We start from the raw sequence: 17,254 nt of genomic DNA, 5'->3' as shown, positions 1-17,254 counted from the left end.
GCACCAGCGAGCTGGCGCAGTTGCCGACGCCGACGATGGCGACACGCACGGATCCCATGGGTTGCTCCTTCGCTCCTCACCGCCGGCCGTTCCCGCGGCGTTGGAGTCGAGTGTCCGGTCGGGCCACCTGCTCGGGGAGACACCCAAGGTGTGGGCCCACCGCCCCCTCGCGCCGCGGTGGAGCACCGCCCCCTCGCGCCGCGGTCGAGCGCCGCGGGTCGAGCGCGCCCTTCCGTCCTTTGGGTGAGGGTGCTGTCGCAGTCCGTGCGTCCTTTCGCCGAGCCGCCCGGCCGCGGCGCGGCGTTATCATCAGCAGTCAGCTACGCGGCGGGCCCGGGCCTGCTGGAGGCGGTGCGCATGGGTGTCAGCGGACCATCACCTGCTCCGGCGCCGCCGCATGTCGCGATCGAGGACCACGGGGTCATCGGCGACCTGCAGACGGCGGCGCTGGTGTCGACGCAGGGCGACATCGACTGGCTGTGCCTGCCGCGCTTCGACTCCCCGTCGGTCTTCGCCGCCCTGCTCGACCCCGAGCGGGGAGGTCGCTTCACGGTCCGGTGCGAGGGCGCCACCCGCACCAAGCAGATGTACCTGCCGGACTCCAACGTGCTCGTCACGCGGTTCCTCGGGGAGAGCTCGGTCGGCGAGGTCGTCGACTTCATGGTGCCCCGCGAGGTCAAGCACGCCGACCCGGGCACGATGCACCTGGTGCGGGTCGTGCGCGCGGTCCGGGGACAGGTCGAGGTCGACATCCGGTGCGCGCCCGCGTTCGACTACGGCCGGGCCCGGACCGAGGTCGACATCGTCGAGGGCGCCGGCGCCTTCTTCTCCTCGGCCGCAGGCCAGCTCGTGCTGCGCTCGACCGTCCCGCTGGCGGCCGAGGGCCGCGCTGCAGTCGCCCGGCCGGTGCTGGCCGAGGGGCAGACCCTGGCGCTGGAGCTGTCCCGGCACGGGTCGACCCATCCCCTCCAGCTCATCCAGGTCGAGGCCCTCCTCTCGGCCACGCTCGCCTACTGGCAGCAGTGGGTCCGCAAGTCGCGCTACCGGGGGCGCTACCGCGAGATGGTCGAGCGCTCTGCCCTCACGCTCAAGCTGCTCGTGCACCAGCCGACCGGCGCGCTCGTGGCGGCCGCCACCACGTCCCTCCCGGAGGCGATCGGCGGGACCCGCAATTGGGACTACCGGTTCACCTGGGTCAGGGACGCCGCGTTCAGCATCTACGCCCTGATGCGTCTCGGCTTCACGGAGGAGGCCGCCGCCTTCATGGCGTGGCTCGAGGACCGCTGCACGGAGGCGCCGTCCGGGGAGGGCCTGCAGATCCTCTACAGCATCGACGGCGCGCCGGCCCCCGTCGAGGAGCCGCTGGACCACCTGTGCGGCTACCGCGGCTCGCGACCCGTCCGCATCGGCAACGGCGCCGCCCACCAGCTGCAGCTCGACATCTACGGCGAGCTCATGGACTCTGTCTGGGGCTACGACCGGTACGGCGACCCGATCTCCTACGAGCTGTGGCAGGCGCTGTGCCGCCAGCTCGACTGGCTCCAGGACCACTGGGAGGAGCCGGACCACGGCGTGTGGGAGGTCCGGGGCCCCCGGCAGCGCTTCACCTACTCCTCGGTCATGACCTGGGTCGCGTTCGAGCGTGGCATCCAGATCGCCCGCCGGCGTGGGCTGCCCGCGCCGCTCGAGCGCTGGCGGTCCGCCGCCGACGGCGCCTACCTGCACGTGCAGCAGGGCGCGTGGGACCCGGCCCGGCGCGCCTACGTCCAGTACCCCGGCAGCCACACCCTCGATGCCGGCGCCCTCGCCATGCCGCTCGTCAAGTTCACCGGCCCGCGCGACCCGAGGTTCCTGGCCACCCTCGAGCGGATCGAGGAGGAGCTCGTGACGGACAGCCTCGTGCACCGCTACCGCAACGACGGCACCGACGGGTTCACCGAGGCCGAGGGCACCTTCAACCTCTGCTCGTTCTGGTACGTCGAGGCGCTGAGCCGCGCCGGAAGGCTGGACCAGGCGCGGCACACCTTCGAGAAGATGCTCACCTACGCCAACCACCTCGGCCTCTACGCGGAGGAGATCGGCCCCTCCGGGGAGGCGCTGGGCAACTTCCCCCAGGCGTTCACCCACCTGGCACTCATCAGCGCGGCGGTGAACCTCGACCGTGCCCTCGACGGGCGTCCGCGGAGCCACGATGACTGACCTCACGCCGGTGCTCGACCACGAACGTCCCACAGCACCAAGCCTGTTCGGCCGGGTGGAGGTGCTCCCCGGCCAGGGTCTGGTCCTGCGCCGGGGGGGCCTCCTGCTGGTCGTGCCGGCCGTCGACGGCTCCCAGCAGGACCTGCTGGCCGAGCTGGTGGGACTGTGCACGCACCACGGCGCGCCCGGTGGTGAGGACGTACTGCGCCTGCTGGGCGACCTCGTCAGCGGGTCCGGCAGCAGCCGCGTGCCCGCCTTCGCCTGCCTGGCAGCCCAGGGGGACCACGTCCACGTGATGGCGTACGGCGCGGTACAGGTGGCCGTGGACGACCAGGACCCGGGCTCCTTCACGGGCGCGCGGACGGGGGCATGGGTGCAGCGGTCCCTGCCGGCGACCTTCAGCAGCCTCTCGGTGCGAGGCACCGACGCCCCCGACGACACCGACGAGGCCGGCCCGCACGCGGGTCCGGGCGCCCTGCTCCTCGACCTGCTCGATGGTCAGGTCCCGGGCGCCGGCGTGACGCTGCACCGACCGGGCGTCGAGGCGACGCCAGGGGTCGGCCGGGCGTCCACGGGCACCGACACGCCACCGGGCGGGCGGGCGATGACGGTGCTCCGGACCGCCCCCCGCGCCCATGTCGTCAGCCTCGCGCCCCGAGCCCCCGACCCGGCACGAGCGCGGTCACCCCTGCCCGTGGGCGGCGCCTCACCCGCGGTCTCCCCGCCCTTCGGCAGCACGCCGGCCACGTCCGCGCCGGGGCCCCCGACCCCTGTGCTCGTCTCCGGGATCGTCTGTCGCTGTGGGGCTTTCAACAGTCCGGACCTCGAGGAGTGCCAGGCCTGCGGGGCGCCTCTGGACCGCGACGGTCCACGCGAGACCAGGCCACGGCCGCCACTGGGCATCCTCATCACCGACGACGGGCGCGTCTTCACCGTGACCGACGACGTCGTGCTGGGCCGCGAGCCGGGCCAGGCGCCCGAGGTCAGCTCGGGCCGTGCCCGCCCCGTCGTCCTGCGGGACCGCGAGCAGAGCACCTCCCGGGTCCACGCCGAGATCCGGCTGTCGGGGTGGCGGGTCGCGGTGGTCGACCGTGGCTCCGCCAACGGCACCTACGTGAGCCGGTCGGGCTCGGCCGGCCCGTGGGTGCTCGTCCCCTCAGACCCGGGTGTGCCGCTCGCGCCCGGGGACCGGCTGCGCCTGGGCCGACGCGAGGTCCTCTTCGACCGTTACCAGCTGAGCTAGGCACACCGAGGGCCACGCCGGGAAGGAGTTCGTGTGGAAGGCATCGGCGACTACGTCTTCGTCCGCGAGGTCGGCCGCGGCGTCCACGGGCAGGTGTTCCTGGCGACGCCGCCGGCCCGCCTGGACGTCGACCACGCCCCCGTGGCCGTCAAGGTCTTCTCGGCGGACGCTGCCGAGGACGGCTTCGCGCTGATGGTCGAGCGGCTGCACGCCTTCGCCGACCTCGCCTCTCCCTTGCTCGTCCGGCTCCACGAGGCGGGACTCGAAGGGCGGACTGCGTTCTGCTCCATGGAGTTCGAGCCCTTCGGGTCGTTGGCCTCGCCGACCCGTGAGGTCGGACGACGCGAGCGCGTGGAGGCGGTGGGCCGTGCCGCGCGCGCTGTCCACGCCCTGCACGAGGCAGGCATCGTCCACCGCGGGGTGCGCCCCGCGAACATCCTGCTCGCGCTGCGCAGGGCGGTGCTGGCCGAGCCGGCAGTGGCCCAGGTGCTGTCACCCGGGGAGCACCTGACCGGGCTGGGCACCCGGGGCGACGCGCGCGACCTCGAGTTCGTGGACCCTGCGCTCATGCGGGGTGCGCCTGCCGGGCGCCACAGCGACATCTGGGCGCTCGGTGTCACGCTGCACATCGCGCTCACGGGGTTCGGCCTCTACCCCGCCCTGACCTCCGCCGACCCGATGGTGGCCGCGCGGATGTTCCTGCGGACCAGGCCGGAACCGGATGCCGGGCTGAGCACCCGCGAACGTGCGGTCGTGGGCCGGGCCATCCACCCCGACCCCGGCGAGCGCTACCCGACCGCGGCCGCCATGGCCGACGACATCGACGGGCTGCCCACGTGACCAGCACCAACCGCCACGGCGACTCCCGGCGGACCCTCGCCATCTTCCGCCGGTTCGCCGGTGGCGAGCGGACGCGGTTCGTCGGTGCCCTGGTCCTCATGCTCGTCGAGGCCGTCACCGTCATCGCGGTCCCCAAGCTGATCGGGTCGGTCGTGACCCTGCTCAAGGACGACCACGCACCCATCCTCTTCGGGCTCCGGGCACCCCGGGGCGCGGGCATCGCGGTCCTGGCCGTGGCGATCGTGGTCGTGACCGCGACGAGCAGCGCGGCCGAGTCCCTCTGCGACGTCTCCCTGGCCAAGACCGGTCGCGCCCTGGGCTACAACGTCCGCGCGGCCCTCTACGCGCACCTGCAGCGACTCTCCCTCGCCTACCACCTGCGGCGCAGCACTGGCGACGTCCTGACCCGCATCACCAACGACGTGCAGGTCCTGGAGGAGTTCGTCGTGGAGTCCGTCAAGGACCTCCTCGGCAGCGCCCTGCTGCTCGTCGGCAGCGTGGCGTTCCTGTTCTCCCAGTCCTGGCGGATCGCGCTGCTGGCCGTGGCGATCGTCCCGGCGCTGGCGGCGGTGTCGAGCTTCTTCGCCCGGCGGATCAAGGCGTCCACCAAGACGCTGCGCGCCCGCGAGGGCGACCTCGCCTCGACCGCGCAGGAGATGCTCACGACGATCAGCCTGGTCCAGACCTATGGCAGGGCACGCCAGGAGCAGGAGAAGTTCGCCCGCGAGAGCAGCTCGGCCAAGGACGCCATCCTGCGCACCGCCCGGCTCGAGGCGGTGTTCGGCTTCACCGTCGCCATCCTCGAGGCCGCCGTCATCGCCCTGGTCATCCTCTTCGGGGCACGGCTCGTGCGGTCGGACTCGATCAGCGCGGGCGACCTCGTGACGTTCATCCTGCTCATCCAGGGGATGTTCAAGCCGACCCGTCGGATCATCAAGGAGTGGAACAGCGTCGCCAAGGTCTACGCGAGCGTGGAACGGGTGGCGGAGGTGCTCGAGCGGGAGCCGGCGGTCCAGGACCTGCCTGCCGCGGCGGAGGCACCGCTGCTGACCGGGGCCATGGAGTTCCGCGACGTGAGCTTCGCATACCAGCCCCAGGTGGACCAGGGCGGCGCAGGCGAGGACGACGAGGACGGCGAATCGACCCGGCTCACCCTCCGCTCGGTCAGCTTCACCGTCGACCCCGGCGAGGCCGTCGCGCTCGTGGGTCACAGCGGTGCCGGCAAGAGCACCATCGCCCAGCTGCTGCCCAGGCTGTACGACCCCCAGGCCGGGGCGGTGCTGCTCGACGGCCACGACATCCGTCAGTTCACCATCGACTCGTTGCGGGCACAGATCAGCATGGTGCTGCAGGAGACGATCCTGCTGCGCGGCACGGTGGCGGAGAACATCGCCTACGGGCGGGACGGCGCCACGATGCGCGACGTCGTGCGGGCCGCGGTCCAGGCGCAGGCCGACGACTTCATCAGGACGCTCCCGCAGGGCTACGACACGGTGCTCGGCGAGAGGGCGGGCACGCTGTCGGGCGGCCAGCGGCAGCGGCTGGCCATCGCGCGCGCCTTCATCCGCGACACCCCGATCCTCATCCTCGACGAACCGACGACCGGGCTGGACGCCAAGGCCTCGGCCGGCGTCGCCGAGGCGCTCAGCACGCTGCTGCAAGGGCGCTCGGCGTTGATCGTGTCGCACGACCTCAACCTGATCCGTGGCGTCGACCGCATCATCGTGCTCTCCGGCGGGCGCGTCCTGGAGGAGGGCACACCGGCTGACCTGCTGGCCGGTGGGGGCCTGTACGCCGAGCTCTACGCCAGCCAGTTCGGGGTCGCCATGGCGGAGGCGGCGCCCGGCGGCGCCGAACCCGTCGGACCCGTCGAGCGGCTCGAGCGGCTCGAGCCCGCGGCGCCCGTCGAGCTCCATCGCGAGGCCGCCGTCCTGGCGGTCGGGCGGGGACCGGCACGCGAGGACGAGGTCACCCGCGCCGCGTTCGACGCCAGCCTGCTCGACGCCGTGCCTCGCCCCGCGTCACCGCAGGAGTACCAGGAGCTCACCGGCTGGCGTCGTCCGGTGCCCTCCGTCGTGCGGCCGGTGCACCCCGAGCTGGACCCGCTGCGGACCCCCGCGCTCTCCGCGCGGCTCCCCGGGCTGGGTGAAGCCGTCGACGCGGCCGCCGTGGCCCGTCACCTCGGCCGGATGTTGCGCGAGGGCTGGGTCCTGCAGTCGTGCGTGGTGGACAAGGTGGTGCTGGGCCTCCCCCACGGAGCCACCGTGCGGTACCGCGCGGCGGTGCGGTCGGAGCGCTCGTCCGCCGACCAGGAGGTGCTGGTGGGCGGGCGCGTCTTCGCCTCCGCCGACCGCGCGGTCGAGTACGGCGACAGGGCCGCTGCCCTGGCGCGGTCGGCACCCCGGCTCGGCCGCCTGGGACCGTTCGGCGACGCGGTCCACGTCCTGCCTCGGGCGGGACTGGTGCTGCACGCCTTTCCCGTCGACCCCGAGCTGCCGGGGCTTCTGGTGGCAGCCGACGAGGAGCTGGCTCGTGCGGTCCTCGAACCCGTCCTCCCCAAGGCTGCGTCCGGCCTGGAGATGGCGGGCCTCCGCACCGAGGTCGTCAAGCACACGGTCGGGCGGCAGGCGGTCCTGCGCTACGAGCTGTGGTGGCGGGTGCAGCCGAGTGGCCGCACGCTGCGCCAGGTCGCCTACGGCAAGGTCTTCGACGACGACCGGGGTGGTGCCGTCGGCCCGACGGTGGCGGCACTGCAGCGGAGCCTCGGCGGGGTGGGCGGCATGGACGGCATGGGCCTGCGGACCCAGCCGTTCCTGCTCCCTCGCGTGCTCGGATACCTGCCCGACAGCAGGCTCCTCGTGTCGGAGGCCCTCCCCGGCAGCCCACGGCTCCCCGGCCTGGTCCGAGCCCACGCCCAGGGCCAGGCGGCTGCTGAACAGGGTGCACCGGAGGCGCTGCGCGGCCTGGCCCGCGTGGCCGCCGCCCTGCACCGCCCCGTACCGGGCGCCGTCGACCCGCGCGAGGTCGGCGCGTCGCGCCCGCGGACGCTCTCGGGGGAGGTCGACCGGCTCGCAGCAGGCACGGAGACGCTCGCGCAGGTCGCCCCGGAACTGGCGGGCACACTGGCATCTCACCTCGCGTCGCTGCGCTCCGCGGCCGCCGGGTCGTCGGGCCTGCCGCCGGTCCTCGCGCACGGCGACCTCACTCCGTCCGAGGTCCTGCTGGACGGCCCGATCCACAGCCTCTTCGACCTCGACTCGGCCTGCGTCGCCGAGCCCGCCCTGGACCTCGGCCACCTCACCGCACACCTGGCCCTGGCGGCCCGCAGGGCCCTCGGGCTCGACGGCTCTCGCGGCGCCCCGCTGGTCCGTGAGCTGCAGCAGGGTTTCCTCGCCGACTACGCCGCAGCGCGCCCCGACCTCGACGGAGAGGCGCTCGCGCGACGGGTGGACCTCTACCACGCCGCCTTCCTGGCCGACCTCGCGCTGCGCAGCTGGCTGCAGCTCAAGCCGGACCGGGTCGCGCTGGCCCTCGACCTTCTGGACGAGGCCGCTGCGGGCTCCCGGAGGCCCGCGGCCCAGACCCGGACAAATGCGGACCGACGGGGTCGGCACGCACTCACAGGCGATTGACAGGCGCAGACAGGGAGGTCTTCCATGGATGGCAAAGGGGTTGCCGCGCACAACGACTGCCCGTCGTCTCGGTCGTGCGGAGCAAGTATGTCTTCTCACCAACGTCACCGGCTGCTGCCGATGGCCCTTGCCTGCTCGCTCGGGCTGCTGGCGCTCAGCGTTCCTGCCGCCCAGGCGCACACGCACCCCACGCCCATCGAGCGCGCGGCCCCTGCGGTGGTGTTCATCGAGGCCCGGGCCCACGCCGAGGTGACCCTGATCGAGCACGACCAGTTCCCGGACAAGCACGGCGTCCACGTCCACGTCTTCGAGTCCACCTCGGCCCCCGTGCTGGACACGGCCAGCGGCTTCTTCGTCGACCCGAACGGCACCGTGGTCACCACCGGGGCGCTGCTCTCCCAGAACCTGGTCCGCGGTGAGGTGTACGCGGTCAACCAGGCGTTCGCCAGGCGCTACCCGAGGCAGGCGCGGCTGACCGGCGACCCCTTCGCCCGGCGCCACATCGGCCCGAGGACCAACCGGATCGAGCAACGCCTGCAGGCCTGCTACCCGCCCCACGTCAGCCTGCAGGACGCCGGGGGCTGCGTCTTCCGCACCAGCCTGCAGTTCACCGTCCACCCGTACGTCGTCTCGCAGGCCAAGGACGGCAACCTCTCCGCCGACCCGCTCCTCGCCCAGTCCACCAAGGAGGTCGGCCTCCTGCGCGTGCGCTCCAACGGCGTCCCCACCGTGCGGCTCGCCCCGCCACTGCCCACGGACTACGCCATGGACGTGCTGGGCTTCGTCGGCGTCCCGGGGCCGGTGTCGGCGACCCCCGACCCGAAGAACACCAACCCCACGGGCCAGCACGACATCCCCCAGCACTTCGCCCAGCCGGGTGGCCCCGTCCTGAAGTCCGTCGGCCTCAAGCCCGACGAGGCCGAGGGCTCGGTCATGCTCAAGCAGCAGCTGGGCCACGGCATCGAGGGCGGGCCGGTGGTCGACGGCGGCACCTCCGGCGGCCAGGTCATCGGCCTGATCCCCGGGCCCGCGGCCCCCGGCCAGGCTGTGCCGACCCTGGTCGGTGCCACCACCATCCTCAAGGTCCTGGCCAACGCCGGGGTGGAGAACCGGCCCGGCCTCACCGACGCCCAGTTCGAGGCGGCGATGCACCACTTCAAGAACAAGGAGTACGCCGCCTCGATCCCCGGCCTGAAGAACACCCTCAAGCAGTTCCGCGGCCATGCCCTGGCCACGGCAGACCTGGCCATCGCCAACGACATGGTCGCCAAGGGGCACGGCAGCCCGCCGGCGACCGTCGCGACGCCGAGCACCACGTCGAGCTCGGCCGGGTCGTCGCGGACCCCGCTCGTGGTGGCCGCACTCGTGGCGGCAGCCCTCCTGGCCCTGATCGTCGTCGGCGTGGCCCTGCGGCAACGTCGGAGGGGGCGCGGTGACGAACCCCAGGCCGCGCCGGCGCGCTCCGGTGCCGCTCCCCCGGCGCCCCCCGTCGCCGGCGGGGTGGCGCCCGGGCGGGCCGCCTCACCCCACGGCCGGCACACCGACGACCGTGGCCCCGCAGCCGCCTCCCGCGCCGGCGTCGCGCCCGGGGCACCCGGCACACCCGGTGCACCCGGTGCACCTGCCGGGACGAGCACCGCGCCGGGCCCGGGGGCCGCGCGCCATACCCCGTCGGTCTCCGCCTCGGTCTCCCCCGCGCCCTCGCCCTCCACGGCCACCGGCTCCCCGAGGCAGCGTCCCGCACCGAGCCGGGTCACGACGGACCAGCCGTCGACCGCCCAACGGGCCGTGAACAGCAACCCCTCGGCCGGCCACCAGCTCACGGGTGGGGCCCCGGCCGCCGGGGCCGCAGCGTCGCAGGCGGCGAGGTTCTGCACGTCCTGCGGGGCACGGCTCGCGGCAGGGCACCGATTCTGCGGCCGCTGCGGCGCGCCGGCCGGGGGCCAGGGAAGCCCGTGATGGAGTTCGCGCCGGGCGCCGAGATCGCCGGCTACCGCATCGAGTCCGTCATCGGCCGCGGAGGCATGGCCGTCGTCTACCGGGCCGAGGACAGTCGCCTGGGTCGCAAGGTGGCGCTCAAGCTCCTCGCGCCGGTCCTGGCCCAGAACCAGCACTTCCAGCAGCGGTTCATCCGCGAGTCCCGGTTGGCGGCCTCGCTCGACCACCCCAACATCGTGCCCATCTACGAGGCCGGCGAGTCGGACGGGCACCTGTTCATCGCCATGCGCTACGTCCCGGGCAGCGACCTCAAGGCGGTGCTCGCGCACGAACAGCGCCTGTCCCAGGCCCGCCTGCTGCGGCTGTTCGTGCAGATCGGGGACGCCCTGGACGCCGCCCACCTCCTCGGACTCGTCCACCGGGACGTGAAGCCCGGCAACATCCTCGTGAGCTCGGTGGTCGAGCACTCGGGCCACGCCCGCCCCGACCACGTCTACCTGACGGACTTCGGCCTCACGAAGCGCACGTCGTCTCTGTCGGGGTCGCTCACCGACACCGGGCACTTCCTCGGGACCGTCGACTACGTGTCACCGGAGCAGATCCAGGGCGGCCCGCTCAGCCCGGCGACCGACACCTACGCGCTCGGGTGCGTGCTGTACGAGTGCCTCACCGGCCAGCTGCCGTTCAACCGTGACGACGACGCCGCGGTCCTGTGGGCCCACCTCGTGGAGGCTCCTCCGCCCGTCACGGCCGCCCGCCCCGACCTGTCCCCCGCCGTCGACGACGTGGTGAACCGGGCCATGGCCAAGGCGCCCGAGGACCGCTACGACTCCTGCAGCGACCTCATGCGCGACCTCGAGCAGGCGCTGGAGGCCGGCACCGACTTCGCCGGCCTCGACAGCGCCTCGGCCCGCCCCGCGGCCCGGCACCGCCGCGCCACCGGCGCCGACCTCGCCGGCCTGCCCAGGGAGCGGGCGGGCTCCCCGCTCCCCGTCGAGACGGCGCCCCCGCCCCCGGTCGACCCTGATGCCACCCGGGGCTGGGTCTCCCACCCGTCGCTGCCGCCCGGGGCGATGGAGCCACCTCGCTGGCCCCGACCCGGCGACGACGCGTATGCGGCGCCGGAGGCCCCGGACGAGACCGGCGGCCTCCCGGGGTACGACGCCGTGGACCAGGACGTGGCCCAGGAAGCGAACCAGTACGGCGACCAGTACGGCGACCAGGACGGGGACCAGGACGGGGACCATGACGCCTACGACGACTCGTACGCCGAGGCACCCGAGCGCGACCCGGCCGAGGCAGTTGTCACGGAGCCGGCCACCCAGCGTCCCCGCCGATCCGCCGGGGGGTCAGCGGCGAGGTCAACCGGGGGGCGGCGCCGGTGGCTGCTCCCCGCCGCGCTGCTCGTGGTGCTCGCGCTCGTGGCCGCGTCGGCGGCATACCTCGTGCGGTCCAGGCAGCCGGAGGCGCTCATCACGTTCACGGCCTCGAGCCAGGACTCCGCCGTCGGGTTCTCCATCGACCACCCGGACACCTGGGGCAAGGCGTCGAGTGGCAACGAGTTCATGCTCGCGCCGAGGGCCAGCCAGCTCGCCGACGTGTTCACCGGACAGGGCGGCTGGGGCGCCGCGCGCGATGTCATCAGGAGCTCGCCCTCCGACGCCATCGGCCTCTACGCCACATCCAGCACGACGCCGCTGGAACCGACCGGCACCGTCCTGCAGGACTGGATCGGCCAGAGCCTGCAGAACTCGAGCGTCAGCGGGCTGTCGTCGCCGACCCCCACCACGATCGGGACGCTGCGCGGCTACGTGCTGGAGGGCGACCTGAAGGACGTCCAGGCTCCCGACACCACGCTCCACGCGATCTTCGACGTCGTGGTGGTGCCGTCGAAGGGCACGCTGGTCCTGACGTTCCTCGCGCCGCCACAGCAGGTCGACAAGCAACGACAGCTCTTCGACCGCATGCTCGGCACGGTGAAGCTGCTCGGCTGAGGGGCCCTGCCCCATACCGACCTGCAGTCACCCCTGCCGGCCTGCCGAAGCCTTGTCGACCGCCGCGCCCTCATCGAGGCAGGCGGCGACCTCCTCGAGCAGCGCACGGACCTCCCCCGGACGGGCGCTGTGCAGCCGGTTGGGCCGCCGCGCCGCGATCTTGAGCAGCAGGGCCGCCTCGTAGACGTGGCTGCGACGCAGGGCCCCGTCGAGCTCGTCCTGGCCCATCCCCCGAGCCCGCGCCGCCGACGCGTAGCCCGTCAGGAAGGTCGCCGCGGCGTCCTCGAACCACGCGCGGGTGCCCGCGCGGTGGTACCAGAGGCCGGGAGGACGCAGGTAGGCCAGGAAGTAGCCGAGGTCCAGGGCCGGGTCGGCCAGGCAGAACTGGTCGAAGTCGACGAGGAGCACCGCACCGTCGCGGTGGAGCAGCTGGCTCGGCTTGTAGGAGCCGTGGGAGGGCCGGAACCCTTGCGGTGTCGAGCTCTCCAGCGCGGCGCCGACGGCGCGCCCCAGAGCTGCCGCCCGGTCCGCGAGCTCGGGCACGTACCGCCCGATGGTGGCCGCTCGGTTGACGGCCTTGACCGCCTCCTGGGCGCCGGTGCGCTGCGGGGTCTCGGGCTGGGCGGTGCCACCGAGGTGGAGGTCGGCGAGCGCCGCGGCAGCAGCCTCGACCGCCGCGTGGGCCGAGACCGCCCCCATCCGGACCACCTCGGTGCCCATCACCGTGGGTGGCGTGTCCGAGGCACTGCCGAGGTCCTCGGTCAGCACCAGCGGCAGCGGGTCGACCGACCCCAGCGGGCGCGGGGCCCACGGCCGGTCGCCCTGCAGCGACCACAGCCGCTCCGCCAGGGTCGTGGCGTCGTGGGCCTGCTCGACGGTGCGGTAGAGCTTGCCGATGACCGAGCCCGTGACCCGCCCTCCGGCGGAGCCCTGTCCCTCCAGCCGGTAGCGGAGCACGCAACGGTCGCCCGGCTTGTAGCGCAACGGAACTGCCGACACCGCTCGCAGCTCGACCTCCTCGGATCCGTCGGCGCTGAGCACTGCGGCCAGGGCCGTCCACACCGGATCTCCGGGGACCGGGTGCACGGCCGCTTCCAGACCGGGCAGGCGCTCGTCGTGGGGGAAGCGCTGGATCGTCACGCCCAGCCGGTCGATGTGCACGACGCTGCCGTCCGCGTCGGCGAGGTAGGTGGGATCGGCGGTGACACTCACCGCGGAAACCCTTCCTGTCGTGGCCTTTTCGTGTCCTGGTGCGGCCGCCTGGTGCCCCGCCGCGGCCTGGTGCCCCGCTGCGGCGGTCTCGTCGACGGTGACCGTGTACATCTCCTCCCTGGCGTCGCCGTACACCGCCACCAGCCCTCGCCCCGGCTTGCGCCGCAGGTAGCGCAGTGCCGGACGCGGGTGGGCCGGGTCGGTGTGCAGCACGTCGTCGAGCAGGGCGGCGACGCCGACCGGCGTGGGCCACGAGGTGTTGGTGGTGGTGGTCATGACGCGATCCTCCTGGTGGTGTCGAGGGACTCGAGGTGGGCGACCAGGCTCTCCACGGGGCGGTGCGCCCCCTGGAAGCCCGGGAAGGCGTTGACGTCGATGACAAAGGGCCGGCCGTCCTTGACCACGACGTCTGCGCCGAAGAGGTCGAGGCCGAGGGCTGCTCCTGCCGCAGAGGCCGCGTGGGACCAGGCTGCCGGGAGGTCGGACGCGCCGAGCGCGACGTCCTGGGACTTGTCGCACACCTCCAGCGCCGCGGCGCGTCGCGCTGCCGAGAGGTGTCCGCCGATGAACCAGAACTTGACGTCGTAGCCGTCGTTGTCGATGTACTCCTGGGCGATGACGGGCTCCTGGCCCCACTGGGGCAGCAGTGCACGCAGCTCCTGCACGTCGCGCACGAGGCGCACGAGGTCACCTCGGCGGCTGGTGCGGCTCTTGACGACCAGCGGCCACGGCAGCGTGCCGGCCTCGGCCTCCAGGGACATCTCCTCCAGCGTGGCACAGCGCCACGACCTTGGGGAGGGCACGCCGTGGGCCTCGAGCCGGTCGGCCATCTCCCACCGGTCGAGCGCTGCCTCGGTGGCCTCCGGGCTGTTGACCACCAGCGCTCCCCGCTGCTGCGCTCGGCGGGCGATCGTCCTCGCCCGCGCCGACCGCGACTTCAGCAGGTACAGGTCGGCGACGCCGCCGGGCTCGTCGTCCGCCACCGGGGCGGACGACTCGACGTCCTTCGTGGTGACGGTGTGGCGCTCGGCGAGCACCTCCATCACCGAGGTGAGGACCGGGCTGGTGCTCGGCCCGGCCAACAGGCAGATCCTCATGCTGACGCCTCCATCAGGTTCGACACGGGTGCGGAGTCCTGGGCTGCGGCCGCGGAGCGGCGAGCCAGGCGCAGTACGGTGCGCGCGAGCTTGCGGGCCACGTCCGGGACGCCGCCGAAGCTCGGGAAGTCGTTGACGTCCAGGACGACCCAGCCGTGGCGGGTCTGCACGACGTCGAGGCCGTAGATGTCGAGGCCGAACGCCTCGCCGACGGCCAGGGTCAGGGCACGCAGCTCGGGGGTGACGGGGACCAGCTCCTCGACCACCTCCGTCGAGCGGTGCAGCGGCGACTGGCGGACGGCGGCGAAGACCTCGTCACCGGTGTTGTAGAGCTTGACGTCGTGCCCCGGGTTGGGCAGGTAGGGCTGGACCAGCAGGTAGCCGCTGTCGTCGAGGTCGACCTCGTCGAGCTGCTCGGGGCTGTCGACCCGCACGATCCGCTCGCACGAGCTCCCGTTGTTCGGCTTGACCACCAGCGGGAACAGTCCACGGGGCACCTGGTGCAGCAGGTCCGACCGTGAGGCGAAGAACGTTGCGGGGAAAGGGATTCCAGCAGCACGGGCCACGCTCGCCGCCACGACCTTGTCGCGGGCGAGGCGGATGGCCCGGTAGTCGTTCACCGTGCGCAGCCCGGCCGCACCGACGGCCTCGAGGATGCTCAGCCCGGGGCCCGAGGACACGGTCTTGAGCACGTAGGCGTCGTAGGCGCCGTGGCTCGCGGTGAGGCCGGAGATGTCGGCGAGCATCGCGTGGGGACGCAGGACGTCCACCTCGTGTCCCCAGCTGGAGAGCACGTCAGCGACGACGGACGGCATCACGTCGTTCTCGTACTTCTCCTCGACGATGAAGCAGAGCCGGGCCGGGGAGGTGAGCGCCGGTCCCTTGACGGTCTGCATGACCGAGGACACGCTGCCTCGCACTGCCGTGCTGCTCCTGCCTGAACCAGACATCTGAGCCTCTTTCTCCGGGTGGTCGGGTCGGCCTTGCTGGCCTGTGCTCCGACTCTGGCCCCTGCGAGCGCGCCTCCCCAGACACCCCAGGGCTGGGCCGCCGCCGCTGCAGGTGTGCCTGCTCCCACCCCTTGGTGGGCGGCCTGGTGGGCGGCCTGATGGGCGGCCTGGTGGGTGGCCTGGTCGACAGGCCCGGCGGCGTCCACCCTGGGTGTGGCCGGCCCACCCCTGCGTCGTGGCCGGGCCACCCCTGCGGTGCGTTCCGGGTGCCCGCACCCCGGGGCAAGGTCGGTGGTGCGGCCAGCCGGCCGCTCGGACGAGGAAGTGGTGAGCAGCGTGGACACAGCACCGCGAAGGCCCGGTCTCAGCGTGGTGGCCTCCCGGCCCTCGCCGGCTCCCTCCCGTGACGCCGTACGTCGCGGGGCTCCGTCGCCGGCCGGGTCGCCGGCCGGATCGCTGGCCGGATCGCGGGCCCGGTCGTCGGCCTTGTCGACGGCCTGGACGTCGGCCTGGTCGACCGGGGTGCGCGGGCGGGGTCGCTCGCAGGTCCGGACCACGTCGCTGCACCGGCGCCGGACGCCGGGAGCACCACCGCTGGTCCTCGGTCACCGCGGCAGCAGCTCCCCCACCTGCCGCGAGAACTCGGTCGGCGCGGTGCTGGGTGCGATGGCCCACGGCGCGGACGGCGTGGAGGTCGACGTGCGCCTGAGCGCCGACGGTGTCCTGGTCTGCAGCCACGACGCGGTGGTCGCCACGGCGCTCGGTCGCGAGCTCGTCGTGGCCCGGACCACCGCAGCCGAGCTGGTGGCCCGGGCCGCGACCCCACACGGCCGGCTCGCCACCCTGTCCGAGGTGCTGTCCGCCCTCGCAGACCGGGGCACCACCGACGTGGTCGTCGAGGCCAAGCCGGTCGACGACCAGGTGGCTGCGTTCCGGACCGCCCGCGCGCTGGCGGCCCTGCTCGTCCCGCTCAGCACGTCGATGGGGGTGACGGTCTCGTCGTTCGACGCGCTCCTGCTCGGGGCCGTCCGCCGGACCGTGTTCGGCAGCCGGCTGCGCACCGCGCTGCTGGGCCACGAGGGCGAGTCCGCGGTGGCGGTCCTGCGCCGGGTCGTCGACGCGGGGCACGACGAGGCCCACCTGAGCCTGCGCATGCTGCGCCAGTCCCCGCACGTCGTCCGGATGGCGCACCACCGCGGCATCTCCGTCACGGCGTGGACCGTCAACGGTGCCGAGCTCGCCGAGGTGGCGTCCCTCGGTGTGGACGCCCTGATCACCGACGACGTCGCCGCGGCGCGCACCGTGCTGGACCGCTCCACGCCGGTGACCGCCTTGGGGATGGTTGGAGGAACCGCGTGCTGAGGCGGGAGCCGCGGTCTACCGTGGACGGCGTGGGAGGTGTCTCATGGAGCACGAGCCGGAACCGGACAGGGGAACCACCGCAGGCGCACCGGCCCAGGGGTTGGGCGACGTCGGGTGGGCGCAGGGCTGTGCCCTGTTCTACCGCGACGACGAGGGGTCGCTGCAGGTGGTCTCCCTCGAGCCGGTGACCTCGGTGACCATCGGCCGCGGGTCGGGGTGCGACCTGCGCGTGCCCTGGGACGAGAGCGTCTCGCGCGTGCACGCCGAGCTGGTCCGGGTGGGACAGCACTGGACGGTCGTGGACGACGGCCTCTCCCGCAACGGCACGTTCCTCAACGGTGAGCGGGTCAGCGGTCGGCGACGGCTGCACGACGGCGACACCTTCGTGGTGGGCGACACCTCGTTCAGCTTCCGCGACATCCGCGCCGGCACCTCCCAGCTCACCAGCGTCCAGGCCGAGGTCCTCACGACCGCGTCGCTGTCACCCACCCAGCGCAACATCCTCACCTCGCTGTGCCGGCCCTACAAGCAGGAGGGCGCGTATGCCACGCCGGCGTCCAACCTGCAGATCGCCGGCGAGCTCTTCCTGAGCGTCGACGCGGTCAAGACCCAGCTGCGCACGCTCTTCCAGAAGTTCCACATCGAGGACCTCCCCCAGAACCAGAAGCGGGCGAAGCTCGTCGAGCGTGCCTTCGCCCTGGGCCTGGTCACCCGCCGCGACCTCTAGACCGGCCGGCGACTGCGACCGTGACTGCGGCCGCGACCGTGACTGCGGCCGCGACCGTGG

General features: G+C 73.4%; 11 protein-coding genes. 8 read left to right on the top strand and 3 right to left on the bottom strand.

Annotated features, from left to right (window positions below; translation table 11 throughout):
* Positions 1-243: 243 nt before the first annotated feature.
* The 6 genes from ASG70_RS10930 to ASG70_RS19670 all read left to right on the top strand — a co-directional run bounded on the left by ASG70_RS10930 (position 244) and on the right by ASG70_RS19670 (position 11,846).
* Positions 244-2,199 (top strand): glycoside hydrolase family 15 protein, encoded by a 1,956-nt coding sequence (locus tag ASG70_RS10930; RefSeq protein ID WP_235531447.1) that lies wholly within the window; start codon positions 244-246, stop codon positions 2,197-2,199.
* Positions 2,192-3,442: an FHA domain-containing protein gene (locus ASG70_RS10925; protein WP_156399937.1), complete on the top strand. Its 1,251-nt coding sequence runs from the start codon at positions 2,192-2,194 to the stop codon at positions 3,440-3,442. Before ASG70_RS10930 ends, ASG70_RS10925 begins: the two co-directional genes overlap by 8 nt.
* A 33-nt stretch (positions 3,443-3,475) precedes the next feature.
* Entirely contained in the window at positions 3,476-4,282 is an 807-nt protein-coding gene (locus tag ASG70_RS10920) for a protein kinase (protein ID WP_056883808.1), read from the top strand.
* Positions 4,279-7,914 (top strand): ABC transporter transmembrane domain-containing protein, encoded by a 3,636-nt coding sequence (locus ASG70_RS10915; protein WP_056883807.1) that lies wholly within the window; start codon positions 4,279-4,281, stop codon positions 7,912-7,914. The genes ASG70_RS10920 and ASG70_RS10915 overlap by 4 nt, the downstream gene beginning before the upstream one ends.
* 87 nt (positions 7,915-8,001) lie before the next feature.
* Positions 8,002-9,873 carry a zinc ribbon domain-containing protein gene (locus ASG70_RS10910; RefSeq protein ID WP_156399936.1) on the top strand — a complete coding sequence of 624 codons (1,872 nt, stop codon included), beginning with the start codon at positions 8,002-8,004 and terminating at the stop codon, positions 9,871-9,873.
* Positions 9,873-11,846: a serine/threonine-protein kinase gene (locus tag ASG70_RS19670; protein ID WP_200949244.1), complete on the top strand. Its 1,974-nt coding sequence runs from the start codon at positions 9,873-9,875 to the stop codon at positions 11,844-11,846. Before ASG70_RS10910 ends, ASG70_RS19670 begins: the two co-directional genes overlap by 1 nt.
* A gap of 27 nt (positions 11,847-11,873) precedes the next feature.
* Here ASG70_RS19670 and ASG70_RS10895 read toward each other — a convergent pair whose 3' ends face one another.
* From ASG70_RS10895 to ASG70_RS10885, 3 genes are read right to left on the bottom strand one after another with little or no spacing between them, the layout of a single operon-like run.
* Positions 11,874-13,334 (bottom strand): phosphotransferase family protein, encoded by a 1,461-nt coding sequence (locus tag ASG70_RS10895; RefSeq protein ID WP_056883804.1) that lies wholly within the window; start codon positions 13,332-13,334, stop codon positions 11,874-11,876.
* Positions 13,331-14,155 carry a RimK family alpha-L-glutamate ligase gene (locus ASG70_RS10890; RefSeq protein WP_056883803.1) on the bottom strand — a complete coding sequence of 275 codons (825 nt, stop codon included), beginning with the start codon at positions 14,153-14,155 and terminating at the stop codon, positions 13,331-13,333. The genes ASG70_RS10895 and ASG70_RS10890 overlap by 4 nt, the downstream gene beginning before the upstream one ends.
* Positions 14,152-15,075, bottom strand: a complete 924-nt coding sequence (locus tag ASG70_RS10885) for a RimK family alpha-L-glutamate ligase (protein ID WP_056883802.1) — start codon at positions 15,073-15,075, stop codon at positions 14,152-14,154. The genes ASG70_RS10890 and ASG70_RS10885 overlap by 4 nt, the downstream gene beginning before the upstream one ends.
* A 357-nt stretch (positions 15,076-15,432) precedes the next feature.
* Between ASG70_RS10885 and ASG70_RS10880 the strand changes: the two genes are divergently transcribed.
* Positions 15,433-16,467 (top strand): glycerophosphodiester phosphodiesterase, encoded by a 1,035-nt coding sequence (locus ASG70_RS10880; protein ID WP_156399935.1) that lies wholly within the window; start codon positions 15,433-15,435, stop codon positions 16,465-16,467.
* A gap of 43 nt (positions 16,468-16,510) precedes the next feature.
* On the top strand, positions 16,511-17,194 hold the full coding sequence (locus ASG70_RS10875) for an FHA domain-containing protein (protein WP_082590487.1): 684 nt from the start codon (positions 16,511-16,513) through the stop codon (positions 17,192-17,194).
* Positions 17,195-17,254: the final 60 nt, after the last annotated feature.

The sequence above is a fragment of the Phycicoccus sp. Soil748 genome (assembly GCF_001428025.1).
GTDB lineage: Bacteria > Actinomycetota > Actinomycetes > Actinomycetales > Dermatophilaceae > Pedococcus.
This window is presented reverse-complemented; position numbering and strand designations above follow the sequence as displayed.